Genomic DNA, 6,665 nt, shown 5'->3' with positions numbered 1-6,665 from the left:
GCAAGGCGTGCTAGAAGCTGAAATTATAAATAATGGTAGTGCAGAAATATCGGTCAATTACCGAATCAAACTCAAACATGAATCGGGCTATGTTGGCATTGTCAGCCAATACGGCGCTATGCAGTTTGGGAAAATTGAAGAAACAGATTTGGTGGAAGAGAAGAAGAATGTCTTGCTTGCCGCAAATGGCAAAGGGGATTTTAAGAATTGGACAGACGGCACTATTTTTTATGAAAATCAAAATAAGAAAGTGGTCACGAAAATGTCTGCCGATTCCTCTTTTGGCGGACGGTTGGGATTGTTGCCGGCTAATTTTACAAATACAGCTAACGGGGCGTATTTTGGAGCGGTTAAAGAATTGAAACTCTCTGAACAAGCGAAAGACTGGTACATCTGGGCTCGTGCTTGGTTTGAAACAGGATTAGTCAGTCAGACAGGAGCTTGGTGCTTATCTGTAGTAGATAGCGATAATCACTTAATTGCAGGTATGGCCATTGAGAAAAGCGAACGGGCACGAAACAGGGCGCTCGTCCTTTTTCTCATGGGCGATGGTGCTGGCGGAAGTCGAGTTGTCAAATCTATCGAATTCACACCGAGCGTTTGGGTAAAAGATAATCCTTATAGCTCGGAAGGCCGAGACCAGAATCGGAACATGTTTGATTTGCGGAAACAAGGAGATAAATTCACCTACTTTTGGTATGGTGGTTATCACCATTACTTCGAATCAAGGATTAAGGATAAGCAGGCTGCCAAAGTGCAGTTTTTTGCGGGGCAATATAAAGGGGGCAACTCAACTATCAATCAGTTAGTTACGCACCATTACTTGAATGACTTCTCCTTTTACAAATTGAACGTGCCGTTTTGGCGCGATGTCCCCAATCGTTATCCAACGGGGGCAGAACTCTTTATTGACGCAACAGGAGAAGTGAGCCCAGAAGAAAAGGGGCGCTTGTATGTCAATAACTTGTTAGCGCCTGATGACGAAATATTGGGAACAGACTACTTTAAAGTGCCACCCGGAAAAACAAAAGTACAATTGCTTGTGTCGAGCTTTGCGGAAGTAGAGAGCGCACGAGCAGAAATTGAGGAGGCTTGGATTTGAGTAAGAGAAATGTACGAATTGCGATTAGAGATTCTACCGACAGTCACAATGTCGGTTTTTTTGATAATAAGAGTGGTATCAAATATAACTCCGCCAATCTAACTCAGTTTTTAAAGGGTGCTTGTAGTGTCCTTGTGCTGACCTATCATTCCAAAAAGATGGTTGCTCAAAGCGGACAAAAGCTAGCTTTTCGGTTTAAGGACAAGGATTTTTGGCTGAATATTAACAGCGTCAAGAAGACGGGCTATAAGATTGAGCTAACGGCTTACTCATTGAGTTTGGAAGCCAATAAGGAAAAACGTGGTCCACACAAGCCAGCAAATGCTATGACCATTAAGCAATACATCGATTACTACGACCCAGAACACTCATTCGAGATTGGCATCAATGAAGTAGCTGACAAGTCTATCAAGCTGGAATGGAGCGGAACAGACACGATTCTAGCACGGCTCTATTCGGTTGCCAATAGCTTTGGTGCTGAATTGGAATTTGTCACAGAGCTAAACAATGACTACTCGTTGAAACGTCATGTGGTCAATATCTATCGCGAGGGCAATCTTGGGAAAGATAAGACGGGTATGCCTGTCAGAGTGGGTGAGAAGCTGAAAGTCATTAACTACTCTGACAACATGGATGATTTTTATACAGCAATTCGCAGAACTGGCAAAGACGGTCTGACGATGGCTGGGCTAGATAAAAAAATCTATGACGATAAAGGCAATGTGCTTTTTTACAATAATAGCAATACCATTTATGCACCGCAAGCAAGAGATAAATACCCATCTATCGCTCGAAAGACAAATGATGGATATATCATCAATGAGGATAGCGAGACTGAACACACGAGCAAAGAAGCTCTGTTTGGTTATATGCTAGCAGAGCTCAAAAAGCATTGCGAGTTAAAAGTGGATTATGAAGTGGAGGGTGCAGTTGACGGTAGCATCGGTGACAGAAAGACACTGATTGACGGACGGCACTTTGACCCTCCGCTTTACGTACAAGCACGCATTAGCGAACAGACAGAAGCTCTACTAGAGACAAGCGATGTCAAAACCACCTTATCAAACTATGTCCGCAAGTCGAGCCAGATTGCCAATGAACTGTTGCAAAGAGTGGAACAACTAACACTCGAAGCAACGCCCTACACAATTAAACTTGCGACCAATAACGGGATTGTCTTTAAGAACAATCAAGGACAATCAACAATCTATCCGAGCTTAAAGAGAGGGCAGAAGCCAGTTGAGTGTACGTGGAAATGGTTAGTTGATAATCAAGGATTTGGCACGTCTCCAACTTTTGAGGTTCAGGCGACTGGCATGTCCAGCAAATTAGTGTTGACCGCTATTGCTTTAGTTGATAATAAGGAGGTTGCTAGAGAGCAAGTCACGTTTACTAATGTTAATGACGGAGCGAAAGGTTCTGACGGTAAGTCTATCACGGTTGCAAAAGCAGAAAAGCAATCGGATGGTGTGAAAGTCACCTTTAGCGATAATAAGTCTATTGTCGTACCAAAAGGTGATAAAGGGGATAAAGGTGACCCTGCAGATCCAGTCCCTCTCAATGCTTTGCAAGAGGAAATGAAGCAGACCAAGCAAGGGTTGAGCGATGTTAAAACAGACCTGCTCAAAGAAAAGGCGGAAAGCTCCGCTAATATTGAGCAGGTAAAAAAAGAAGTCGGTGCTATCAGTTCCCAACAAACCGCTTACGAGCAGAGTAACAAACAAAATCTCGCTCGGATTACTGGCCAGCTTGGAGATAAAGCTAGCAAATCGGAAGTTAAGCAGGAAGCCGGTAAAATACGAGAAGAAATCAGTCAGATTTCCGTCGGTGGTCGTAATCTGCTGAAAGGTTCGAAAGGAGAGTTTAAACCCGCCAACTGCAATCCATCGAATTTTGATAACAATGTTTTATACGTGCAATCCACTTCGATTGATTTAGTTAAGGGTGAAAAATATCTGATTTCCGCTAAAACCGATGGAGTTTTTCACAGGTATCACAACAGGAGTCAAGAAAGTGATAATGTAGTGCTCTGGTTGATGAATAAGAGGGTTACGAAATATCAGATTGTGTCCGATAGCAATACAGGTACGACCGGAACAGTCTTTACTTGGAATAAACCGACAGGCACTTATCATTTGCGAGTTAATACTTATCATAAAGATGCTCGGAAGAAAGTTTGGGAAGTCAAAGTCGAGCAAGGCACTATAAAGACTGATTGGAGCCCAGCGCCAGAAGATGTTGATGAGCAAATAACTGTAGCTAAAACTACCTTAGAAAAAACTGCAGAAGGTCTCAAAACGGACATGGTAGCTGTCAAGTCCTATGTGGCTGACGATGGTAAACGTAAGGAAGAGCTGGAAAAGTACAGCAGAGAAGAGACAGCTCGCAGCACAAAAGCATTACGCAAGCAAGTGTCTGAAAACTTTGTGGCTAAAAGCCAACACACAGAAGATGTAGGAACTATCAATCGACGGTTTGAGGAATTGTCAATTGGCGGAGTGAACTTGATTCGCGGCGCTAAAAGCATGATTTTAGCTAGCGGAAAATGGAACACAGGAACGTTTAGACCAATCGGTGCAGGTACTGCTAAGTCAATTGATGTAACAGATAGCCCTGTGAGTGGATTTAACAAAGGAGTCCGCTTGACATCTAATGGCGCAGCTAATACTCAAATTGGGGTTGCACAGGATGAATTCGATTGTCCTGCTAACACTTATACGGGGTCTTGGTGGGTTAAAGGGAAAAAAGGACAGAAAGTAAGAATACAATCTTATTGGTGGACGGATGATGACACTGGTGTTAGCCCGATTATGGTCTTACAAGATAGCAATTGGACAAGGATTAAATTTACTAGCAAACGCTCTAAGAATGGCAAGACGTCCATTGGCTATGTTTATCTGATGAATGGCGCTAAAGGTGATTATCTCGATGTCATGGCTCCTCAGTTAGAAGTTGGAACTTTCGCAACCGCAAATACCGAAGCACCCGAAGACACCGAAACCAAGCTAGCCGAATACAAGCAGGGCGTGGACGGTCAACTTGCGGCGGTTAAGCAAGAAGTCGGCAGTAAGGTCTCACAATCTACATTTGACCAGCGGGCGAACCAAATCACGCAGTCAGTAACGGAATTGAACAATAACACCGTCAAGAAGAACCAAATCAAAATTGACGAAAACGGTTTGGTCTCTAGCTCCGAAAAGACTGTTAATGGTCAGACGCTGGCCAGCATGATTGCGCAAAATCCTGAATGGGTGGAGATTATCGCTAAGTTGCTTAAGATTAAGGCTGACATGATTGTCAACGGGGCAATCACAGCTGACAAGTTAAATGTTGAAAAATTGAGTGCTTTGGCTTCCAATCTTGGCAAGGTAAAGTCTGGAGAAATTATCAACGAATATCGAACCAGTGGAGCTTATGGAGAGATAAAGATTGGTGAGAATATCAAAATTACTAATCACAACACCGCAGGAGCTCGCTCTCATATTCCAAAAGAAGAAATCATGATGCTCCCAAATGGCTTTTTGATGAACGCTTATGATGCAGCAGACCGATTGACTTATACAATGCGCATTTCTCCCGAAGTGATAGAGTTTCAAAAGATTAACAACACCCAAGCACAAGGCGGAACAGGTTCTTGGAGTTTAGGTTATTCCAACTCATATTCGTTGTTGAGTATTGATGCGGTCTTACAAAAAACGAGACTGCAAGCAACTTCGAATTTAATGTGGGGAGTTGGTGCGACCTTCGTCCGCATCGGTAATCTTGTGACAATTTCTGTGACGCGGGATGTTAAGAATATTGCAGATGTAGTTGAAAATGCACGAGCGCGAGAAAGAATTCCTGACGGGTTTAAGCCAATCTCGCAAGTACACTTATTGTTGACAGGAAACAATAAGGCGACGATTGACGCAACTTGTATTGTGCACTTAGAACCTGACGGGACGATTAACTACACTAATAACAGGTCAGGCAACCGTGTCTGGACTGGGACGGTCACATATACAACCGTCGACGACTTTCCAATCGTCGGCAATGTACCAAATGGAAAACTAATTTAAAAATAAAAGGAGAAAAAATATGGCAGAATTACTTGATGTTGAAACAATTACAGAGCCGTTTGATTTGCAGACAGCTCTTAGATATATGGACGAAAACGGTGAGTTTATTCGTTTTAAAAATGATACGGATGACTACTACATTTATAAGGAAACACAAAAACGCCCCGCAATTGTGGGCGGCAAACGTAAATTGGTGGAAGTACCGCTTGTTTGGGCGTTTGATAGATACAACAATTCTATCACAACCTTTAAATTTACAAATATGTTTGACAAGAATTTCTATATTATGAAATTTGACGAAGCGGGCGAACCAATCTGGGATGATCCAACAAAGAAAAAGGAGTAATTTATGGCACCTGATGTTATAAATGCTGTAGTGACGATTAGCGCTTCGCTAATTGGCACGTTTGGCGGGATTATCACTAGTGCTAAGATAACCACCTTCCGAATTCAGGAGTTAGAGAAAAAAGTGGAAAAGCATAATAGCGTAGTAGAGCGAACCTATCGCTTAGAGGAAAGAACAAACTACCTTGACGAGCAAATTGACAAGCTCGAAAGCAAAATTGAAAAGGAGAAATAAGATGCAACAAATTTTAATCACAGCGGGGATTATTGCCCCCATCATTTCAGCGATTGTAAATGTTGTTAAGACGCAATTCAATCTAAACGGAAAACAAGTATCTACGTTAGCTCTCGGTTTGGGGATTATTGTAGGTCTCGCGTACGCCGCAACAATTGCACATGGTGATTATGCTGCGTATGGTTGGGGTGGGCTAATTGCCGGCTTATCTGCTATCGGCTATTACGAATTGGCTTTTAAAAATAAAAAAGGAGACACAGCGGATGACACAGAAAAAGAAAATTAAGCAGCTTTTAGCTCTTGTTACAATCGTACTTGGTTTCATGCTTCCTACTGCTGCACAAGCAGCGGTAGGCGATCAAGGCGTCGACTGGTCAGTTTATCAAGGTACGAATGGTATTTTTGGTTATGGTCATGATAAATTTGCTATCATTCAAATTGGCGGTATCAATGCATATGGTATGTATGGTCAATCAACGTATGAAACGCAGGTAGCAAGTGCTATCGCACAGGGTAAACGTGCTCATACTTATGTTTGGTACGAGGTGGGCGGCAATGCAGCCCTTGGTGAACAAGTGCTCAATACATTTCTTCCGCAGGTACAAACACCGAAAGGCTCAATTGTGGCTCTGGATTATGAGAGCGGGGCGAGCGCCAGCAAAGAAGCAAATACAAACGCCATCTTACATGGCATGCGCATGATTAGAGCAGCAGGCTATACGCCAATGTATTACTCATACAAGCCTTATACAGTTGCCCATGTGGATTACAATCGGATTTTAGCCGAATTTCCAAATTCTTTGTGGATTGGAGCTTATCCAGATTACAATGTGACGCCATCACCAAACTACAACTTTTTCCCGTCACTCCCAGGAATTGCTATCTTTCAATTTACGTCAACTTACATCACTGGTGGACTTGATGG

General features: G+C 42.7%; 6 protein-coding genes. All 6 read left to right on the top strand.

The features are described 5' to 3' along the window. Positions 1-1,102: phage tail family protein (locus FQ204_RS09560; protein ID WP_144211018.1), on the top strand; the 1,102-nt coding region annotated here is incomplete at its 5' end. Further along, positions 1,099-5,160, top strand: a complete 4,062-nt coding sequence (locus FQ204_RS09555; RefSeq protein ID WP_144211016.1) for a hypothetical protein — start codon at positions 1,099-1,101, stop codon at positions 5,158-5,160. The genes FQ204_RS09560 and FQ204_RS09555, both read left to right, overlap by 4 nt. 19 nt (positions 5,161-5,179) lie before the next feature. Next, on the top strand, positions 5,180-5,506 hold the full coding sequence (locus tag FQ204_RS09550; protein WP_144211014.1) for a hypothetical protein: 327 nt from the start codon (positions 5,180-5,182) through the stop codon (positions 5,504-5,506). A 3-nt stretch (positions 5,507-5,509) separates the two neighbouring features. Next, positions 5,510-5,740, top strand: coding sequence for a hypothetical protein (locus FQ204_RS09545; RefSeq protein WP_022524853.1), 231 nt, complete (start codon positions 5,510-5,512; stop codon positions 5,738-5,740). Position 5,741: 1 nt separating this feature from the next. Then, on the top strand, positions 5,742-6,026 hold the full coding sequence (locus FQ204_RS09540) for a hypothetical protein (RefSeq protein WP_022524852.1): 285 nt from the start codon (positions 5,742-5,744) through the stop codon (positions 6,024-6,026). Continuing rightward, on the top strand, positions 6,004-6,665 hold a 662-nt coding region (locus FQ204_RS09535; RefSeq protein WP_260843580.1), incomplete at its 3' end, for a GH25 family lysozyme. The genes FQ204_RS09540 and FQ204_RS09535, both read left to right, overlap by 23 nt.

Source organism: Streptococcus constellatus (genome assembly GCF_902167705.1).
Taxonomy (GTDB): domain Bacteria; phylum Bacillota; class Bacilli; order Lactobacillales; family Streptococcaceae; genus Streptococcus; species Streptococcus constellatus_A.
Note: the sequence above shows the minus strand (reverse complement) of the source record. Positions and strands in the feature narration are given on the sequence as shown.

Coding starts and splice junctions, on each gene's coding strand:
- FQ204_RS09550 (WP_144211014.1), top strand. CDS start 5,180: ATGGCAGAATTACTTGATGTTGAAACAATTACAGAGCCGTTTGATTTG.
- FQ204_RS09545 (WP_022524853.1), top strand. CDS start 5,510: ATGGCACCTGATGTTATAAATGCTGTAGTGACGATTAGCGCTTCGCTA.
- FQ204_RS09540 (WP_022524852.1), top strand. CDS start 5,742: ATGCAACAAATTTTAATCACAGCGGGGATTATTGCCCCCATCATTTCA.